Origin of the sequence: Streptomyces sp. NPDC058469 (assembly GCF_042721125.1) — a bacterium.
In the GTDB taxonomy this organism is placed as follows: domain Bacteria; phylum Actinomycetota; class Actinomycetes; order Streptomycetales; family Streptomycetaceae; genus Streptomyces.
In genome coordinates this window covers 22,240-40,687 of the sequence record NZ_JBHXME010000002.1, presented here as the reverse complement: position 1 = coordinate 40,687, position 18,448 = coordinate 22,240, and the positions used below count along the sequence as shown (strand labels likewise).

Annotated in this window: 16 protein-coding genes and 1 pseudogene; 5 read left to right on the top strand and 12 right to left on the bottom strand. The window is 71.6% G+C overall.

Annotation, left to right across the window (positions count from 1 at the left end):
* Nucleotides 1-291: 291 nt before the first annotated feature.
* Together ACFWP5_RS01400 and ACFWP5_RS01395 are read left to right on the top strand one after the other, a co-directional pair.
* Complete coding sequence (locus ACFWP5_RS01400; protein ID WP_384148719.1) at nt 292-1,503, top strand: MFS transporter; 1,212 nt, start codon at nt 292-294, stop codon at nt 1,501-1,503.
* Between the two features lie 156 nt (nt 1,504-1,659).
* Nucleotides 1,660-4,320, top strand: a complete 2,661-nt coding sequence (locus tag ACFWP5_RS01395; protein ID WP_384148717.1) for a glycosyl hydrolase — start codon at nt 1,660-1,662, stop codon at nt 4,318-4,320.
* Nucleotides 4,321-4,359: 39 nt separating this feature from the next.
* On the opposite strand, the gene ACFWP5_RS01390 is transcribed toward ACFWP5_RS01395, so the two are convergent.
* From ACFWP5_RS01390 to ACFWP5_RS01375, 4 genes and pseudogenes are all read right to left on the bottom strand, one after another.
* Complete coding sequence (locus ACFWP5_RS01390; protein ID WP_384148715.1) at nt 4,360-4,848, bottom strand: hypothetical protein; 489 nt, start codon at nt 4,846-4,848, stop codon at nt 4,360-4,362.
* Nucleotides 4,849-4,961: 113 nt separating this feature from the next.
* Nucleotides 4,962-5,395: pseudogene (locus tag ACFWP5_RS01385) on the bottom strand (sensor histidine kinase); the annotation flags it as partial.
* Nucleotides 5,396-5,841: 446 nt separating this feature from the next.
* A complete protein-coding gene (locus tag ACFWP5_RS01380; RefSeq protein ID WP_384148713.1) occupies nt 5,842-6,504 on the bottom strand; it encodes a response regulator in 663 nt (220 codons plus the stop codon).
* Entirely contained in the window at nt 6,501-7,664 is a 1,164-nt protein-coding gene (locus ACFWP5_RS01375; RefSeq protein ID WP_384148711.1) for a sensor histidine kinase, read from the bottom strand. Before ACFWP5_RS01375 ends, ACFWP5_RS01380 begins: the two co-directional genes overlap by 4 nt.
* A gap of 117 nt (nt 7,665-7,781) precedes the next feature.
* On the opposite strand from ACFWP5_RS01375, the gene ACFWP5_RS01370 reads away from it, so the two are divergent.
* Nucleotides 7,782-8,582: a hypothetical protein gene (locus ACFWP5_RS01370; protein WP_384148709.1), complete on the top strand. Its 801-nt coding sequence runs from the start codon at nt 7,782-7,784 to the stop codon at nt 8,580-8,582.
* 398 nt (nt 8,583-8,980) lie between these two features.
* Here ACFWP5_RS01370 and ACFWP5_RS01365 read toward each other — a convergent pair whose 3' ends face one another.
* Genes ACFWP5_RS01365 through ACFWP5_RS01335 form a run of 7 tightly spaced genes read right to left on the bottom strand, consistent with a single transcriptional unit; the run spans nt 8,981 to nt 14,725 of the window.
* Nucleotides 8,981-9,709, bottom strand: a complete 729-nt coding sequence (locus ACFWP5_RS01365; protein WP_384148707.1) for a response regulator transcription factor — start codon at nt 9,707-9,709, stop codon at nt 8,981-8,983.
* A gap of 47 nt (nt 9,710-9,756) precedes the next feature.
* The gene (locus ACFWP5_RS01360) at nt 9,757-12,405 is read right to left on the bottom strand and encodes an FtsX-like permease family protein (protein ID WP_384148705.1); all 2,649 of its coding nucleotides are present in this window, start codon (nt 12,403-12,405) and stop codon (nt 9,757-9,759) included.
* Nucleotides 12,402-13,064, bottom strand: a complete 663-nt coding sequence (locus tag ACFWP5_RS01355) for an ABC transporter ATP-binding protein (RefSeq protein WP_384148703.1) — start codon at nt 13,062-13,064, stop codon at nt 12,402-12,404. The genes ACFWP5_RS01360 and ACFWP5_RS01355 overlap by 4 nt, the downstream gene beginning before the upstream one ends.
* Complete coding sequence (locus tag ACFWP5_RS01350) at nt 13,051-13,221, bottom strand: hypothetical protein (protein ID WP_384148701.1); 171 nt, start codon at nt 13,219-13,221, stop codon at nt 13,051-13,053. The genes ACFWP5_RS01355 and ACFWP5_RS01350 overlap by 14 nt, the downstream gene beginning before the upstream one ends.
* Nucleotides 13,208-13,378: a hypothetical protein gene (locus ACFWP5_RS01345; RefSeq protein ID WP_384148699.1), complete on the bottom strand. Its 171-nt coding sequence runs from the start codon at nt 13,376-13,378 to the stop codon at nt 13,208-13,210. The genes ACFWP5_RS01350 and ACFWP5_RS01345 overlap by 14 nt, the downstream gene beginning before the upstream one ends.
* Nucleotides 13,365-14,072, bottom strand: coding sequence for an ABC transporter ATP-binding protein (locus tag ACFWP5_RS01340; protein WP_384149065.1), 708 nt, complete (start codon nt 14,070-14,072; stop codon nt 13,365-13,367). The genes ACFWP5_RS01345 and ACFWP5_RS01340 overlap by 14 nt, the downstream gene beginning before the upstream one ends.
* A gap of 5 nt (nt 14,073-14,077) precedes the next feature.
* The gene (locus tag ACFWP5_RS01335; RefSeq protein ID WP_384148697.1) at nt 14,078-14,725 is read right to left on the bottom strand and encodes a hypothetical protein; all 648 of its coding nucleotides are present in this window, start codon (nt 14,723-14,725) and stop codon (nt 14,078-14,080) included.
* A 156-nt stretch (nt 14,726-14,881) separates the two neighbouring features.
* On the opposite strand from ACFWP5_RS01335, the gene ACFWP5_RS01330 reads away from it, so the two are divergent.
* Nucleotides 14,882-16,204, top strand: a complete 1,323-nt coding sequence (locus ACFWP5_RS01330) for a sensor histidine kinase (RefSeq protein WP_384148695.1) — start codon at nt 14,882-14,884, stop codon at nt 16,202-16,204.
* Nucleotides 16,205-16,313: 109 nt separating this feature from the next.
* Here the strand turns inward: ACFWP5_RS01330 and ACFWP5_RS01325 are convergent, their stop codons facing one another.
* Nucleotides 16,314-17,381, bottom strand: a complete 1,068-nt coding sequence (locus tag ACFWP5_RS01325) for a sodium-dependent transporter (protein ID WP_384148693.1) — start codon at nt 17,379-17,381, stop codon at nt 16,314-16,316.
* A 168-nt stretch (nt 17,382-17,549) separates the two neighbouring features.
* On the opposite strand from ACFWP5_RS01325, the gene ACFWP5_RS01320 reads away from it, so the two are divergent.
* On the top strand, nt 17,550-18,395 hold the full coding sequence (locus ACFWP5_RS01320) for a hypothetical protein (RefSeq protein WP_384148691.1): 846 nt from the start codon (nt 17,550-17,552) through the stop codon (nt 18,393-18,395).
* Nucleotides 18,396-18,448: the final 53 nt, after the last annotated feature.

The window sequence follows — 18,448 nt, the reverse complement described above, 5'->3', positions numbered from 1 at the left end:
GCCGGAGAAACCGCCCGTACAGAAAACGGCCCGAAGGGATGCCCACCGTGCGGCCTGTGCTGCCCGGTTGTCCTGGGCCGCTTCCCGGTTCTCATGGTCGTCGTCGACGAGGGTGACAGCCTCCGAACCATCGCCATGACGACCTGCTTCCCGGAAGCTACGTCTGGGCGGACCATCAATTCGCCCAATTCGCCGCCGAACACGACGTCTGATGCGTGTACTGCCCGGTTGTGCCCCGGTCGCCGTTACCGTCGCCGTCCTGCGCAGTAGCTTCCTGGAGGTCCCTCAGCCATGGCCGAGCCCACCACCCCACCGCCGCTGCCGGCAGGACGACGCCCTGCGTGGCTGACCCGCAACGTGAGGGTGCTGTGCGGGGTGTCCTTTCTCCAGGACGCGGCCAGCGAACTGCTCTACCCGATCCTGCCGATCTTCCTGACCGTGGTGCTCGGCGCCCCGCCCGCCGTCGTCGGTGCGATCGAGGGACTCGCCGAGGGCGCGGCGTCGATCACCAAGGTGGCCGCCGGGCGCCTCGCGGACCGGTTCGACCGGCGCCCCCTGATCGGCGTCGGCTACGGGCTGGCCGCAGTGGGCAAACTGCTGATCGCGCTCGCGACCGTCTGGCCCTTGGTGCTTCTCGCCCGGGTCACCGACCGGCTCGGCAAGGGCATGCGCGGGGCGCCTCGCGACGCCCTGCTCGTCGAGGGCGTCCCGAAGGGGCAGCGCGGCAAGGTGTTCGGTCTGCACCGGGCCGCCGACACCGCCGGCGCGGTGGTCGGCCCGCTCGTGGGGCTGGTCCTGTACGAGGCGCTCGACCACCGGTTGCGCCCGCTGTTCTGGATCGCCGTGATCCCCGCCGTCGCGTCGGTCGCGCTGGTCGCCGCCGTCCGCGACCCACGAACCAAAGGGACAGGCGGTTCCTCGACGCGGGCCTCCCACACACCCTGGCGGTCCCTGCCTCGCCCCTACTGGCGCGTTCTCGGGGTGCTGCTCGCCTTCAACCTCGTCAACTTCCCCGACGCGCTGCTCCTGTTGCGTGCTCACGACCTGGGCCTGTCCACGGCTGGCGTGGTGGGCGCGTACGCGGTCTACAACCTCGTCTACGCCGCCTTGTCCTACCCCGCCGGGGCGCTGTCCGACCGCTTGCCGCGCTCGCTGGTCTTCGCCTCCGGCCTGGTCTTCTTCGCGATCGGCTATCTGGGCCTCGGCCTGATCCACAGCCCCTGGCCGGTGTTCGTGGTGCTGCCGCTCTACGGCGGTTTCGCGGCCTGTACCGACGGCGTCGGCAAAGCCTGGATCTCCACGCTCGTCCCCGACCACCAGCAGGGCACCGCGCAGGGCCTCTACCAGGGCGCGACCGGTGCCGCTGTCCTGGTGGCGGGCGTGTGGGCCGGGCTCGCCTGGGGCGCCGACGGCCACCTCCCGCTGCTGGTGGCAGGTGGCATCGCGCTGGCCCTCGCCGGTGTGCTGCCGGTCATGGCCCGTGCGCGGACCGTAGCCATTTGACCCGGAGTCCCCGATGAAGGCGAGACGAGCCGGTCGGCTTCCAGCCATGTGTAGTGACAGGTTCTGGTCAAGGGCTGTCCAAAAGCCGGACGCCTCGGGCCACCGGTGGTCGGGTCGTCCCCGACGGCTGTATCCGTGCCCGTTTGGGAGGACCTGGTGTCAGCACCAACCCGCAAGAGACGGTGGCTCACGATCTGCGCCATCACCGCATCCGCCGCACTTGTCGCGATACCCGCCGGCGCCACGCCCGGCGCGGACGGCAGCCCCTTCGGCGCCCGCGCACTCGCTCAACTCGCCGCAGAGCGAGGCCAGTCGGTGGGTGCCGTCAGCCCCAAGGCGAAGGCCGAGGACGACGGCGGCGGTGACGACGGCAACGAGGCCGACGAGATAGCCGAGGGCGCCGACCAGTACGCCGAGGCCCGCACCTCACCCGGCATCGTGGCTCCGGGCGCGTACGGAGCCGCCTGGACGAGTCTGACCAACCTGCCGAGCACCGGCGGTAGTTGGCGCAACATCACAAACCTGCCGTACAACTCCGACGACCCGCGCTACCGCGACTACGACTCCAACTCCAGCGGCGGCTCGGGCAACGTCACCGGCCGGATGGCCGCGATGGCCGCCGACGACGACGGATACGTGTACGCGGGCAGCGCGGGCGGCGGAGTGTGGCGCTCGCACACCGGAGGCGGCCGCTGGCAGCCCGTCAGCGACAAGCTGCCGGCGCAGTCCACCGGCGCGCTCGCGCTGGACGGCGCCGGGCGGCTGTGGCTGGGCACCGGCGAGGCGACGACCAACGCGGACGCGTACCTCGGCAGCGGTGTCTATGTCCTGTCGAACCCCCGTCACGGCACGTTCTCCTCCCGCAGCCGGGTCGGCGGCGACGAGCTGGAGTCCACCACCGTCCACGAACTGCGCTTCGGCGGCGGCAAGGTGTGGGCGGCGACCAGCGAGGGCGTGTGGAGCCACTCCACGAAGAAGCTGAGCGGCGCGTGGAAGCTGGAGTTCGCGCCCAACCCCGACTATCTGCCGGGCGGTTCACTCGCGAACGACGCCTCGGCCGCGTACAAGAACATCGCCAACGACATCGCGATCGACCCGAAGGACCCCTCGAAGGTGGTCCTCGCGGTCGGCTGGCGCAGCGGTGACGACTACAACGGCTTCTACACCAAGGTGAACGGCGTCTGGACGCGGATCACCAGCGGCCTGGGCGACCTGCCGTCCGACGCGGACAACGTCGGCAACGTCACCTTCGCCCGCTCCGCCGACGGCTCCCGGTACTACGCCATCGACCAGTCCCCGGAACAGCTCAACACCAACCCGGACAGCGGCCTTGAGGGCATCTACGTCTCCAAGTCCGGTTCTCCCACCGGCCCTTGGACGAAGATCGCCGACTACAAGGGCCTGGCCGCCGACGGCTCGGCGCTGACCTCCAGCGGCTACATGCCCGGCGTGCAGGCCTGGTACAACCAGTTCCTGACCGTGGACCCGGCGAACGCGGAGCACGTGTACGCGGGTCTGGAGGAGGTCTACGAAACGAAGGACGGCGGCAGTACCTGGTCCACGGTCGGCCCGTACTGGAACTTCGGGTTCCCCTGCTGGAGCATCGACCCCACCAAGCAGACCGGCGACTGCAGCCCGACCACCCACTCCGACCAGCACGGTGTCGCGATCGGCAGCTACCACGGCAAGAGCTTCGTCTACGTCGGCAACGACGGCGGCGTCTACAAGCGCCCGCTCGACGGCGCCCAGGACTCCTCCGGCCACGCCACCGACTGGACCTCGCTGAACGACGGCACCATCGACACCCTCCAGTACTACTCGGTGGGTGTCGGCAAGGACCTGACCCACGGCGGCGTCTCCGTCACCGGTGGCCTGCAGGACAACGGCCAGTCGATCCTGCGCAGCAACGACACGGTGATGGGCTCCGACTTCGGCGGCGACGGCGGCGACACCCTCACCGATCCGGCCAACGGCTGCAACATCGCCGAGGAGTACGTCTACCTCGCCATCCAGGTGACCCAGAACTGTGCTGTCAACGACGGCAGTTGGGTCACCGACCCCAGCAAGATCACGTCGTACAACGTCGCACCCGCCGACAACGCCACCGGTGAGGCCCGCTTCATCGCACCCATCACGGCCGACGCGAAGAACAGCTCGACCTGGATCGCCGGCGGCCGCCACATCTGGGTCCAGACCCACGGTTACGCCATCCGCAGCGGCGACGAGTGGACCAGCGTGTACGACCTCGGCGCCGGCCGCACCACGACCGCCGTCGCTGCCTCGGGCGGCAAGGTGTACGCGGCATGGTGCGGCCCCTGCAACAACCAGGGCTTCGCCCGCGGCATCTCCGTCGGCAACGTGGACGGCACCGGCTGGCACGACATCACGCTCCCGGCCACCGGCACGGACGGCACCGTACCCAACCGCTACCTCAGCGGCTTCGCCATCGACCCCAAGAACGCCGACCACGTCTACCTCGCGGTCAACGGCTTCTCCCGGCACTGGACCGAAGGCCCCGGCGCCGGAATCGGCCACGTCTTCGAGTCCGCCGACGGCGGCACCACCTGGAAGGACATCTCGAAGAACCTCCCCGACGTGCCGGCCAACTCCGCGGTCGTCACACCGAACGGCGGCCTCGCCGTCGCCACCGACCTCGGCGTCGTCTACCGGGCGCCGGGCCGTACGACCTGGAAGCGCGTCGGCAACCTCCCGGCTGTCGCCGTACTTCAGTTGAAGCTGAGCCCCGACGGCAAGACGCTGTACGCGGCCACCCACGGCCGCGGCATCTACACGATCAACGTGCGCGACTGCGACTGACGCAGCGACGTCCGACGGGGTGATCCCGGATTGTCGGGGTCACCCCTGTGCCGTGTACGGCACCACGCTCACGTCGAGCGTGAAGGCGACGCGCGCCGCGCCCGCCACGTCCGGCGCCTTCGCCGCTGCCGTGATCTTCGCGGTACCGCCCCGGGTACCCGCACAGCGCAGCGAGGCGTGGGCCGAGCCGTCCGGCGCCAGTTGCCACCCGGACACCACCACGAAGACGGGAGCGGAGCTCCGCAGGGCCGTCCACCGCTTGTCGTCCGTACGGGGCTTCAGGACGAGGGACACCACCGTCCCGGGCCGCACGCACAGCCGCTGCTCGACCGGTGCACCAGGGCTGACGGTGACCTCCGCACGCCCGGCGGAACAACTCCCCGCCGAAGCGGGCGTCGACGTAGGGGGCGACGGCTCCACAGACCGGCTCCCGGATGTCGCTCCCGCGGCTCCGTCGCCCGCCGAAGAGCCGCAGGACGTCAGGACGAACACCCCGGCGACCATCCACGCCTTGGTCCACGATCGCATGCCAGAACCTCCCGGCCCGTCTGCGCCGATACCAGCATGCCCCGCCGACGCCGATCAGGTCGCCCACACGACCGGTGCGGGCCCTCCTTCTATCGGGGCGTGCCACAGAGGGCGGCCTGGTCGGTCATCGTCCGGACGGGGCGCAGCGCGCGGCCGACCGCCGGCCGGGTCAGGGCGTAGGTGCAGGCGAGCATGACCGCGTCCAGGGCGAGTGAACCCACGAGCAGGGTGTCGGCCCAGCTCCGGTACGGGGCAAGGTCCAGCGCGGTGACCACCGTGGGCCGGCTCCGGGCTCCGGGGACCGGGTGGGAGCACAGCCGCAGGGGCGGTGGACCGTGGTGGTGAGGCACCGCTGTCCACCGCGCCCGGCGAGCGCATTGGCGACGCGGGGCAACTGGCCTGCGGCCGACGGCTGTTCCAGCAGATGTCGGCCGGCGTAGATCCACACGGTGGCGTCGAGCAGGTCGTCGTGGGACGTCTCCAGGACACGCACCGTCGTACCGCTGGTGCCGCCGGTCGTCGCGACGGCGGCGGCCCGGCTGCGCAACCCGCGCAACGTGCCCGTCGTCTCCGTCGCGTCGGGCGTCCGACGCGACGGAGAGCCAGAAGGCCACGGCGCACAGGCACAGGCCCACCGGGGCCGAGGGCGAACAGCCGGCCGCGCCTCGGCCCTGGCACCGGCGGGCGACCGCGTCGCCACCCTCGGCAGTCCGGTCCTGACCGGACTGCTCAAGCTCCCCGGCTTCGCCGCCCACGGCGAACTCATCCACCCGCTGCTCAGCCTTGCGGGCTACCTCGTGGTGCCTGCCGCCGTGACGCCCTGCCCGGGCGACCCCACCGCATCTTCGTCACCGCTGCCGCGCTGCCTGAAACCCGCCGATCGCGAGGCCCTCCTCGCCCACGAACGCGCCCAAGCGCGCCCCTACTTCCCCCTACTTCCTGGCCGCCGCGGAACTCGCCGCCCGCTGCCACGCCGCCCAGACTTCGCACCTGCTAGTCGCCATGCGCGCGCAGCTGATGTTCGTAGGCGAAGATCACGACCTGCACTCGGTCGCGGAGTCGCAGTTTGGTGAGGATGCGGGTGATGTGGGTCTTGACGGTGGCCTCGGTGAGGAAGAGGCGCTCCGCGATCTCGGCGTTCGACAGGCCGGCGGCGATGAGGTGGAACACGTCCCTTTCGCGGGGCGTCAGTTGGGCGAAGAGCGCGCCCGCGTCGTCGGCGCGGGGCCACGGGGCGATCTGGGCGAAGCGGTCGACGAGACCGCGGGTGATGCGCGGGGTGAGGACGGCGTCGCCGGAGGCCACGGCGCGGATCGCCGCCTGGAGCACGGCCGGGACGACGTCCTTGAGGAGGAACCCGCAGGCTCCGGCGCGGAGTCCTTCGAAGGCGTATTCGTCGAGGTCGAAGGTGGTGAGGATGAGAACGCGTGAGGCCGTCTCGGCGGTGATGTGCCGGGTCGCCTCGATGCCGTCCATGACCGGCATGCGTACGTCCATGAGCACCACGTCCGGCAGCGTGCGCCGCGCGAGGTCGACCGCCTCCTCCCCGTTGGCGCCTTCGCTGACGACAGTGATGCCCGGCATCGTGTCGAGGAGGCTGCGGAAGGCCATGCGGACGAGTGCCTGGTCGTCGGCGAGGAGGACCGAGATCGTCATCGCGGTTCCCCCAGCTTCAGTTCGCCGGAGACGACCCACCCGGACACGGTGGGCCCCGCCCGGAGGTCGCCGTCGAACATGGCGACCCGTTCCCGCATCCCGGTCAGCCCGTTGCCGGCATTTCCCGCGGCGCCGGTCCGGGCGGTCGGCCTGCCGTCGTCGGTGACACTGAAGCCGACCAGGTCATCGCCGCAGTTCAGGACGACATCCACCTTCGACGCGTCTCGGGCGTGCTTGACGACGTTCGTGAGTGACTCCTGGAGGATCCGGTAGAGCGTCGTCTGTGCCTCCGCGCTCAGGGTCTCCCGGCTGCCGGTCTCGGTCAGCCGGACGTCCAGGCCGGTGCCGCGGGTCTCGTCCACCAGGGCCTTGAGCGAGCCGAGGTCGGGCTGAGGGGCGCGGTCGCCACCGTCGTCCGCGCGCAGGACGCCGAGGAGGCGACGCATTCCTGCGAGGGACTGCCGACCGGTCGACGCCGCCTGGAGCATCTTCCCGCGGGCGCCCTCCGGATCGGTCGCCGTGGTCGCCGCCGCGGCCTCGGAGAGGGCTACGACGACCACCAGACCGTGGGCGACGATGTCGTGCATCTCCCGCGCGATCCGGGTGCGCTCGGCCGCCGCGGCGAGCTGCGCCTGCTGGGCGCGCTCCTGTTCCAGACGCTCCGCACGGTCCTCGATGGAGGCGAGGTAGCGACGCTGGGCCCGCACGGTGGTGCCGAGGAAGAACGCTGTGGCGGCCAGCCCGCTGAGGATGACGCAGGCGTCGTTGACGCTCGCGGCCGGGGCGAACCGCACCGCCACCAGGACGACGCCGAGTTCGACGGCCGCCGCGGCGCCGAGCGAGTGCCGCAGACCGCGGCGGGCGGCGACCGTGTAGAGCGCGACCAGGATCGCGAACTCGGAGAACGAGACCGTGCCGAGCGCCCAGGTCGCCATCGCCACGGCCCAGCAGAACCAGAACACGGCGACCGGAGCCCGGCGGCGCAGCACGAGGGGACAGATCACCGCGATCGCCAGCACCCAGTTCAGCACCCCTGACCGGTTGTAGAGCAACTCGTGCGACGCGGCGACGGCGCACAGGACGGGCGGCCCGAGGAGCAGTACGAGGGACAGCGGCGGGCGGTCCCGGGACAGTCGGTGCGCCGGCTGGAGGTGCTTCACCCTGCCGACAGTACGGAAAGGCGGTACCGGCGGCGTCAATCGAAGGTCTTACATCCGCCGGAAAGTGGCCACCATTGTCGGATGTGCCGGTCCCGGTGCCGCTTTTAGCCTCGCGGCATGAGAACTCGACCAGCGACCATGGCCATGAAAGTGCCGGAGATCACCCTCATCTTCTGGATCGCGAAACTGTGCACCACCGGATTCGGTGAGTCCTTTTCGGACTACGTCTTCTTCAACGACTACATCGGACAGCATCTGGCCATGCTCATGGGCCTCGGCCTGCTCCTCGTATGCCTGGCCGTGCAGATCACCGCCACGAAATACATTCCGTGGGTCTACTGGCTCGCGGTGACGGCCGTGAGCATATTCGGGACGATGTCGGCGGACTTCCTGAACAAGGATCTGGGGATGCCGCTCTACGCCTCCACGCTGATGCTGGTGGTCGTCCAGGCCGCCGTCTTCGCCGCCTGGTACGCGACACAGCGGACCCTGGACGTGCACACCATCAACAACCGTCTGCGGGAGCTGTTCTACTGGCTGACCGTCCTGTGCACCTTCGCTCTGGGAACAGCCGCGGGCGATTTCGCGGCCGTGACCCTGGGACTCGGCACCTTGGCCTCGTCCTTCGTCTTCCTGGGGATCATTCTGATCCCGGCAGCCGGCTATCGCTGGTTCCGTCTCAACGAAGTCCTGGCCTTCTGGTTCGCCTACACCATCACCCGCCCCCTGGGCGCCTCCGTCGCGGACTGGCTTTCCGTACCCGCCCCTTATGGGGACGGACTCCAATTGGGGACCGGGCCCATCAGCCTGGTCCTCGGAATTCTCCTCGCCGGAGTCATCGCGGTGATCGGATCACAACACCGCCGATCCGGTCCCCCGAAAGCGGCACCCCTGGAGGCGGCAGCTGAGGGCCGTTGACCACGTCGGCAACGGCCGCGGTCATCCATGGGTCCCCGCCAGTCCGCGATGCTGTTGGCGAATCCGGTGCGGCTGGGCCACCTCTCCGAAAAAGTGTGACGCTTCTGGGGAAAGTGTCACACTTTCTCGGCTGTGTATGGCTGCTCCGGCCTGCTGACGGGATTGGCCAACAGCGTCGTCCGCTGACGGGGACTCCGGGTCGGAGTCGTGCGGTCGCTTCCGGGCTCCGCGAGGCTGAGTACAAGGCTCGATGCCGTCGTCATCCGTACCCCGGCGGCGATGACGTTCTGCTTGCTGCAGCCAGGGCCGAAGGGGAGCGTGAGTTCATCGCCGAGTACGGGAGCGCACTGGACCAGGCCCCGAAGCGGAAGTCGGCCGTGCCGCTCGACCGGGACCCGTCAGAGTTCCAGGCGGTAGCCGTGCCCCCGCAGGGTGGTGATGCGGGGCAGGCTGCCGGAGTGGGCCGAGGTGTCGGCTGCCTCGGTGAGGCGGCGGCGCAGGCCGGCCATGGTGACGTCGAGGGTCTTGGTGGAGCCGAACCAGTTCTCGTCCCAGACCTCGGCCATCAGGGTCTCCCGGGAGACGGCCTCGCCCGGGTGCAGGGCGAGGACGGCGAGCAGGTCGAACTCCTTGGGGCGCAGCGGCACTTCCTCGTCGTGGAGCGTGCAGCGGCGGGCTGAGACGTCGAGGACGAGGTCGGCCAGGTGGACGGGTTCCTGTGGTGGCGCGGCGACGACGCGGCGGCGCAGATGGGCGCGGAGGCGGGCCAGCAGCACGGAGAGGCTGAAGGGTTTGACGAGGTAGTCGTCGGCTCCGGCGTCCAGCCCCGCGATCACGTCGATGTCGTCGGTGCGCGCGGTGAGGATGATGATCAGCAGGTCGGGCCGGCGGGCGCGCAGGGCGCGGGCGACGTCGAGGCCGTCCATGTCGGGCAGCCCGAGGTCGAGAAGCAGGACGTCGTACGAGGACCGCGCGGCCTCGGCCAGGGCGCCGGAGCCGGTGCGGCTCCAGGTGGGTGCGTAGTCGTTGCCGCGCAGGCCGGTCTGAAGGTGGCGGCCGATGGTGTCGTCGTCCTCGACGACCAGGACGCGCGGTCGGCTGCGGTCGGCGGTGGCGGGCATGCGCATGGGCGACAGCCTAGGAGCGGGCGGCTCGCCGGTCCGGTACGGCGCGGTCACAGGTCGCGCAGTTCCTCGACGGCCGGGCGTCCGGCGCTGCGGATGCCGTTGAGGGCGGCGGCCAGTACGGCGGCCACCGCGGCGCCCGCGGTCAGGATCAGGTAGCCGGAGGGCACGGACAGGCTCGCCGGAGGTGGGTCGAAGACGCCCGTGAGGACCTTCACCAGCATCTCCGACAGCGCCCAGCCGATGAGCGCGCCGCCCGCCAGTCCGCCGGAGGTCAGCAGCAGCGCCTCGGTGAGGACCATGCCGCGCAGTTGGCCGGGTTTCGCGCCCAGCACGGTGGCGATGGCGAAGGTGCGGCGGCGTTCGGCCAGGCCGAGGGCGAGGACGAGTCCGCCCGCTCCGGCGGCGAGCAGTACGGCGAAGGCGAGTTCGATGCGGGTCAGGCCGGCCAGGTCGACGGACGTGAGGCTGGTGCCCACGCTGCCGCGGGTCTGGGTGAGGTCGGTGACGGTGGCGCTGGTGCCGAGTTGGTTCCGCAGGTGGGCGGCGACCTGCTTCTGGTGGGTGCCGCCGGTGTCGACCAGGAACGCGCCGACCGCGTCGTTGCCGGTCGCCTTCGCCACATAGGCGGCGTTGGCGACGAAGAAGCTGTCCTTGGGGGCGGTGGGGAACTCCTTGACGATTCCGGCGTAGTGGAAGGGGACGGTGCGCAGGGCCTTGGTGCGGGCGTCCTGGACGCGGAGGTTGACGGTGTCGCCGGGGGAGAGCTGGAAGTCGTGGACGGTCTCCACGCTGACCAGGAGGTTGTCGGGGCGTTGGGTGAGGCGCTGCATGAGCTGGCGGGCGGTGCCGCCGGCGAAGTAGGCGTCCTGGAGCGAGGTGGCGTGGGCGATGGTGTCGGGGCGGACGCCGTAGAGGTCCTGGAGGTCGGAGCCGACGTAGGCGAAGCGGTGCTGGACGGGCTCGACGTGCCGTACGCCGGAGACCTTCAGCGTGCTCGCGGCGCCGGGCGGGACATGGGTGCCCGGCGGTTCGGTCACGGTGACGTCGGCGCCGTTGGTCAGCCGTGCGTCGGCCTCGGCCTGCTGGTGGTAGGTGGCGTTGAAGACGGCGGTGGAGATGGCGAACGACACCGCGAGGGCGAGCAGCACCACGGAGCGGGCCAGCGGGCGGCGGCGCCGGGACAGTACGGCGGCCGTGGTGCCGGCGAGGGTGGCGGTCAGGGGGCGGGCCAGTCGGGCCAGGGCCGGGCGGCCGTGGGTGAGGGCGAGCAGGGTCAGGCGCCACAGCAGCAGGGCGGCGCCGATCCACAGCAGGGCCGGGCCGAGGAAGGCCCAGTAGGAGACGGAGAGGGTGGGCACGCCCTCGGGGGCGAGAACGAGGGCGTACTGGTTGCCGGAGGAGGCGCGGAAGACCAGCCACGAGCCGATGAGCAGTGCGAAGTCGAGGCCGTAGCGCATCCACCAGGGCGAGCGCGTGGCCCGTACGCCGCTCTCCTTGCGGGTGTTGGCGACGGTCACCGAGCGCAGGTCGCGCAGGGCGGGGACGAGGACGGCACAGGCGGCCACGGCGGCGCCGAGGACGAACGCGATGCCGTACCAGATGGCCCAAGTGCCCGCGCTCGCGCCGAAGGAGACGGCGCCGAAGGCGAGGCGCCCGGTCAGCGCCGCGATGCCCAGACCGGCGAATCCGCCCACGCCACCCACCAGTGCGGCTTCCAGGCCCGCGAGCCCGGTGATCTGACGGGGACGCAGCCCGCGCAGTCGCAGCAACCCCTGTTCCTGGCGGCGCCGTTGGCCGCCCGCCGAGGCGACCGCGGCGGTCAGTGCGGCGGCCAGGACGGCGCCGGGTACGCCGAGGAAGAGGAAGAGGATCTGGGCGTAGAGGGCGTCCTGGCGGGCGGAGTCGAGGGCGGCACCGAGGTTGTCGCCGACCAGTGCGCCGCCCGAGGTCTTGGCTTCGAGGTGGTGGGCGGCGCCGGTGACGGTGCTGAAGGCGGCGGCCGGGTCGGCGGGCAGATGGGCGTCGCGGGCGACGTGGATCTGGGTGGTGAGGTCGGCGGCGCCGCGGGTGAGGGAGGCGAACCGGGCGGCGGGCAGGAGGATGACGTTGTCGGGGGGTGCGGTCGGCTGGGACTGGGTGGGGGCGCCGACGTTCTGGAACAGGGAGTCGGCCTGGGGCAGGTCGACCACGCCGTCCACGCGCACCTGCCGCGGTCCGGCGCCCGGCAGTTGGATGGTGACGGTGTCGCCGGGGGCGGCGTGCAGGTTGGCGGCGGTCTGCTGGGCGAGCAGCACACCGGTGGGCGAGCCGGAAAGAGGGCGGATCTCGCCGGGGAACAGGTGGCCGTAGCCCGGTGGCAGGCCGAGGGCGATGCCGGGGCCCGTGGTCTGGGTGCTGCCCTGTACACGGGCGGTGAGGCCGGTGGTGCGGGCGTATCCGACCGGGAGGGCGGTCCGGGTACCGGGGTCCGTGCGGACCTGCCGCAGAACGGAGTTGGCGTCCGCGCCGGGCTGCACCTCGACCTGCCAGTCCACGGCGACCGAGCGGACGGCGCGCTGGGTCATGGTCGCCTTCGAGGCGGTGAGGAAGGAGCCGAGGGAGGCGACGAGGGCGACGGCGAGCGCGATGCCGGTCATGGCGGCCAGCAGCCGTCCGGCGCGATGGCGCGCCAGACTCCTTGCCCACGAGGTGATCATGGCGTGTCCTCCGGTGCGAGCAGTCGTCCGTCGCGCATGGCCCGCCGGACGGTGAGCCGGGCGGCGACAGCCGGGTCGTGGGTGGTGACGACGAGGGCGGCGCCTGTACGGTCCGCCGCGGTCAGCAGGGCGTCCAGCACGCGGGCGCCGGTGGCGTGGTCGAGGCGGCCGGTCGGCTCGTCGGCGAGGATCAGGCGTGGTTCCTGGGCGAGAACGCGGGCCACGGCGACCCGCTGGGCCTGGCCGCCGGAGATCTCCTCGGGCAGCCGGTCGGCGAGGTCGGCCGCCCCGACCAGACCGAGCGCCTCGGCGACCGGACGACGCGTCCGCTCCTCCGGCCGGCCGGCGAGGACGAGAGGAAGCGCGGTGTTCTCCGCGACGTCCAGGGCGGGGACGAGGCTGTCGGCCTGGAACACCAGCCCGATGTCGGCACTCCCGCCCAGGCCGGGCCAGGAGACGGTGCCGCCGGTGGGGCGTTCGAGCCCGGCCAGCAGATGCAGCAGGGACGACTTGCCCGACCCGGACGGCCCTACGATCGCCAGCCGGTCGCCGGGCCGGACGCTCAGGTCGGACCCGTGCACGGCCACCACCGCCGTCGCGCCCCGCCCGAAGGTCAGCGCCGCGTCTTCGCAGAGGACGAGTACGTCAGTGCCGGACATCGCTCGCCTCCTGTGTTTCCCGGGTCTGTTCGTCGTCCAGGGCGTTCACCTGGTGGGTGATGCGGTCGGTCTCGGGGGTGGCTTCCTTGGCCGTCGTGGCGTGTCCGATGGTGGGTGCCGTGTTCTTGCGGAGGATGAGTACGTCAGTGCTGGACATTGCTCGCCTCCTGTGTTTCCTGGGTCTGTTCGTCGTCCAGGGCGTTCACCTGGTCGGTGTTCCGGTCGGTCTCGGGGGTGGCTTCCTTGGCCGTCGTGGCGTGTCCGATGGTGGGTGCCGCGTTCTTGCGGAGGATGAGTACGTCAGTGCCGGACATCGCTTGCCTCCCGTGTCTCCCGGGCCCGTCCGTCGGTCAGGGTGATCACCCTGTCGGCGATCCGGACCGCCTCCGCGCTGTGCGTGACGATCAGTACCGCGCAGCCGTCCGCGGCCCGCTCCCGGACCATCCGCAGCACCAACTGCTCGGTGCCGCCGTCGAGTTCACCGGTCGGTTCGTCGGCCAGGAGCACGGCGGGGGAGTTCGCGAGGGCCACGGCCAGCCCGGCGCGCGCCAGTTCACCGCCGGACAGCTGCCGCGGCAGGGCGCGGGTCCGCCGGCCGAGCCCCACCTGCTCCAGCAGTGCCTCGGCGGAGACGGAGGGATGGCCGCGTACCGCCCGCTGGGCCAGGCGGATGTTGTCCCGCACGGTCAGGTGCGGCAGCAGGTTGCGGCTCTGGAGCAGGACGCCGATGTGGCGGGCGCGCAGCCGGGCCCGCTCGGTCTCCGGCCGGTGGCTGATACGGACGCCGTCCACATGGACGTCGCCGCCGGAGGGTTCGTCGAGTCCGGCCAGGCACGCCAGCAGGGTGGACTTGCCCGCTCCCGAGGGGCCGACGACGGCGACCGTCTCGCCGCGCCGCACCGTCAGCGACACCCCGCGCAGGGCCAGGGTCTCCTCCTCGCCCGCACGGTAGAACCGGTACAGCTCGCGGGCGGTGAGCGCGTCATCGTCGTACGACCGGGTGGGCACGACGGTCACCGCCACGCGAAGGAGTCGCTGACGATCCGCCACGGGTCGACGTTGTCGGCGTTGACCGGCCCGGACAACGTCAGGTCGACCTCATGACCCTGCCGGTAGAAGGCGTACCGCTCGAACGTGTCCCGCACCACCTTGCCGGTGACCGGGTCCTTGGCGGAGTCGCCCTGATAGGTCAGCCGGACGACACGGCCGGCGTGCCGGGTCACCTCGGTCGCCTTCGGTGCCGCGAACTTCGGTACCTGCGTCTTGAGTTGGGGCACGACGGTGTTCGTGACGGAGCCGACCGTGGGCGCGGCGGAGGCGGTGGCCGTGGTGACGCGGACGGTGTTCAGCTTGTCCGTGAACACGGTCGTGGCGCCCTGACCGGTGCGGGCCCAGCCCTCGGGCACCTTCACCGTGAAACCGGTGAAACCGGTGCCGGGCCGGTACGCCACGTACACCTGGTTGTCGGGGATGTCGCCGGGCGGATTCGACTCGGTGGGCGCGGGGGTCGCCCCGGCGTTGCCCACGCCGGCCGGGGCAGCGGACGTAGCGGACCCCGAGTGCGAGCCGGACCCTGAGTGCGAGCCGGAGCCCGAACAGCCGGTGATCACCGCCGCGACCAGCGCCAGTCCTACGGCGGCGGATGTGCGTACAGGTGCCATGGTCACTGCCCTCCCGGAAAGCCTGCGACCGGAGATCGGTCATGGCACCGACGCTAGGAGGCGGCCGGTTAACGCCCGGCACGCCGACGGTTAGACGACGGCAAAAGCGCGTGGCGCACCACCTCCGCGCAGGCCGGCGGCCCGCAGGATGAAGGCATGAGACAGCGTGTCGTGCGAGTCGCCCTCACCGCCGCCCTGGTCGCCGTGGCCCTCCTCGCCGTCCCGCTGGCCCTGGCCATCAGGTCGTCCCTGTACGCCGACCAGCGCGACACCCTGGAGCGCGCGGCCCTGTCCGGCGCCGTGCGGGTCAGCCCCGACTACACGACCGGCGATCCGGTCGAACTGCCCGCGCCGCCGGCCGGAGGGCACCTAGGCCTGTACGACACCCACCTGCGCCTGCGGGCGGGCAGCGGCCCCAGGACCGGTGACGCGGCGGTGCGGCGAGCCTTCGGCGCGACGGTCGTGCGCGGCCACTCGGCCGGTGATCTCACCGTCGCCGTGCCGGTCTCGCACGCCGAGCAGGTCATCGGCGTCGTCCGCGCCTCCTCGCCCACCGACGCCGTACGCGCCCGCGTCCTCGCCGTGTGGGCCGTCCTCGCCTGCGCCTGCGCCCTCGCCCTGACCGTGGCGGTCCTGGTCGCCCGCCGCCAGGCGCGGGTGCTGGCCGCCCCGTTGGAGGACCTCTCCCGCCACAGCCGGGCCGTCACCGCCGGCGACCTGAGCGCACGTGCCACGCCCAGCGGCGTCGCCGAGATCGACCAGGTCGCCCGCACCCACAACGAGATGCTGCACAGCCTCACCGAACTCCTGCGCCACGAACGGGACTTCACCGACAACGCCTCCCACCAGCTGCGCACCCCGCTGACCGGACTGCAGCTCACCCTGGAGGCGGGCCTCGCCCAGGACGACGACGCCCGGCTGCGCCCGGCGCTGGAGGAGGCGCTGGCCACCACCCGTCGCCTGCACGGCACGGTGGAGGAGGTGCTACGGCTGTCCCGTTCCCCTGGCCTGCCCGGTACTCCGGCCCCGTCCGTGCCGGTCGCACGGCTGCTGGGGGAGACCGAGGACCACTGGCACGGGCTGTTCGCCCGCGACGGCAGGCGGCTGCTGTGCACCACGGGTGACACGCCGGGCGACGCCCGCGTCCCCGGTGCCCCCGTCGCCGAGATCCTCGGCATCCTGCTGGACAACGCGCGCGTGCACGGCCGCGGCACCGTGCACCTCACGGTCCGGGACCTCGGCGACGCGCTCGCCTTCGACGTCGCCGACGAGGGCGGCATCGAGACGACCCGGCCCTTCGAGCGCGGCCACACCGGTGACGGAGAGGGAGAGGGCATCGGCCTCGCGCTGGCCCGGGACCTCACCGTCTCCCTCGGCGGCAGACTCTCCCTGACCGGCCGCCGCCCCACCACCTTCACCGTGCTGGTGCCGGTCCGTCAGGACGGGACCGGAGACGGGACGGGGGACGGCGACGGCTGAGGACGCCGTCGACGTCGCGTCTGCGGGCGTCGTCCCGGGGCGCCGCCGGGAGCCGCCGTGGTGGTCCTCGCGTACGAGCACCACCTGCGTACCCATGGAGCGTGACCCGCTACGACACCGCGGGGGACGCGGGCCGCAGTCTGGCGACGACCCGGTTGGCGGCCGTCTTCTGCAGCAGCCCGTAGGCGAGCACCGGCAGCAGCAGGTGGGGCTTGTCGGGCAGCGAGGTCGTGATCAGTACCGCGCTCGCGCTGCTGTTGTTCATGCCGCAGGCCAGGGTCAGCGACGAGGCCACCGGCGCGTCCAGCCGCAGGATGCGGGAGGCCAGACGGCCCAGCACGAAGGACAGCAGGCACACCAGGGCGGCCACGGCGAGGGCGGCGGTGAACAGCAGCGGACGCGGTTGGGTCAGGAAGGAGCCGAGGGCGCCGCTTGCGTTGACGTAGGTCAGGACCAGCGAGCCGGCCAGCGCCGAGGGCACCACGGCACGCAGGAGACGGCCCTGCCACGACGGAGGCAGCACGAGCGCGCACAGGAGACCCGCGGCGCAGGGCAGGACAACCGTGGCGAGGGTGAATCCGCTGTGGGCGGAGCCGCCCGTACTGGTGAGCGTCTGTGCGTAGCCGCCCCTGAGCAGCGGTGCCAGCGCCGCCAGCAGGAGTGGTGTGGTGAGCGGACTGAGCAGGGTGGAGGCGAGGACGAGTCCGACCATGGTCGGCTGGTCCCCCTCGCCCTTGCTGGTCCATACGGTGGCGCCGGCGGCCACCGGCATGGCCACGATCAGGATCATCGCGGTGAGCAGTCCGCTACCGCCGTCGGAATCGGGGGTGCCGCGCAGCAGGAAGGCGACGAACGGCACGACGAGCAGCGGAATCGCCAGATGCAGTGCGAGCCCCGCCAGCATGGCCTTGGGGCGCCGTAGCACGCGGCCGAGCGCGCGGACGGGTACCTGGAGCCCGGCCGAGAGGAGCACCAGGGACAGCAGGAGCGAGGTGGTGTTCAGTGTCAGGTGGGCCGGTCCGCCCAGCGGCACGGCGTGCGGGCGGCGCAGCCACAGGCCGGGCCCCGGCAGGAGCAGAGCGGCGGCGTAGGAGACGAGGACGGCGCGGCCGAGCCGACGGCGCAGCCAGTTCGTCGCACGGTCAACAGGCGAGTGGGAAACAGCGGGAGGGTTCACGGCGGCCTTCTTCCGTCACGAGGGCAGGGGCGGGACGGGACGCCGGTATGCGCGGGTTGTGCGGGTGGATGTACATGGGGGCATCCTTCTCGGACGGTACGTGTGGGGCTGGTGATCAGCACGCGCAGTCAGGATGCGTTCAGGTATCCACTGGCACGGTCGTGTCTCATGACCTACGGACTGTCCGAAACACCGGAAGCCGAACGGGACGCCAAGGGTCCCACCCGGCACGCGCACCGCCTCCGCCTCCGCCTGAACAAAGTCCCCGAGATCACGGTCTACTTCTGGATCATCAAGGTGCTGTGCACGACGGTCGGCGAGACCGCGGCCGACCTGCTGAACGAGAAGGCCGGCCTGGGCCTGACCGGCGTGTCGGTGCTGATGAGCGCCCTGCTCGCGGTCGTCCTGGTCGTCCAGTTCCGTACGACCGCCTACCGCGCGGGCGTGTACTGGCTCGCCGTAGCCCTGATCAGCGTGGTCGGCACGCTGATCAGCGACAACCTCACCGACAACATGGGCGTCCCGCTGGAGACCACCACCACGGTGTTCGCTATCGCCCTCGCGGTCGTCTTCGTCGTCTGGTACCGGCGCGAGCGCACCCTGTCGATCCACAGCATCGACACCACCAGCCGTGAGGCGTACTACTGGCTGGCGGTCCTGTTCACCTTCGCCCTCGGCACGGCGGCCGGCGACCTGGTCTCCGAGCGCATGAACCTCGGCTACTGGCTCTCCGCGGTCCTGTTCGCCCTCGCCATCGCCGCCGTGGGCATCGCCCACTTCGCCCTCGGCCTGGACGCGGTGTGGAGCTTCTGGATCGCCTACATCCTCACCCGCCCCCTGGGCGCGTCGATCGGCGACTACCTCTCCCAGCCGACCGGCGACGGCGGCCTGGGCCTCGGCACCGTCGGCACCAGCGGGCTCTTCCTGGCGGTCATCCTCGGCATGGTGGTGTATCTGACGGTGACCCGCAAGGACGTCGCGGACACGGGGAGCGTGCCACAGCAGGTGGCCTGAACGGACAGGGAGAAGTTCAGGGAACCCCCGACAGGATCGTCCGCCACGGTCCG